This window comes from Pseudomonas sp. 43(2021), from assembly GCF_017490805.1.
Lineage (GTDB): Bacteria > Pseudomonadota > Gammaproteobacteria > Pseudomonadales > Pseudomonadaceae > Aquipseudomonas.
In genome coordinates, this window is the sequence record NZ_JAFGYJ010000544.1 from 1 (window position 1) to 441 (window position 441).

A 441-nucleotide genomic window follows, 5' to 3' on the forward strand; every position below is an offset into this window, starting at 1 on the left:
TGCAGGAAACCCGTGGCAACAAGGTGCGCGCGCAAAACCGTCACGTGCGATACGCATCATCCGCCCGAAACGGGCGAAGGAAACTCATCGTGAAAATAAGCGGGGCCGAGAAACTGCGGCTGAACGGGCATCAACTGGCCGAGTCCCTGGGCAACCTGGTCGTCGAAGCCTTCCACTATCTGGCGCTGTTCGCCATCGGTGCGGTGACGGCGTGGGCGGCGGTGATGGAGTTCCTCGGCATGCTCGAAGTCGGGCACATCAAGATTGATGACATTCTGTTGCTGTTCATCTATCTGGAACTGGGCGCGATGGTCGGGATTTATTTCAAGACCAACCATATGCCGGTTCGCTTTCTGCTTTACGTAGCGATCACCGCGCTGACGCGCTTGCTGATTTCCAACGTCTCGCACCACAACCCGCCGGACATGGGCATCATCTACC

The 441-nt window shown here is 57.8% G+C and carries 1 protein-coding gene; it reads left to right on the forward strand.

Annotation, left to right across the window (positions count from 1 at the left end; translation table 11 throughout):
- Positions 1-89: 89 nt before the first annotated feature.
- Positions 90-441 (forward strand): phosphate-starvation-inducible PsiE family protein (locus J5M71_RS28610; protein WP_207839044.1); only part of this gene is annotated, 352 nt, incomplete at its 3' end.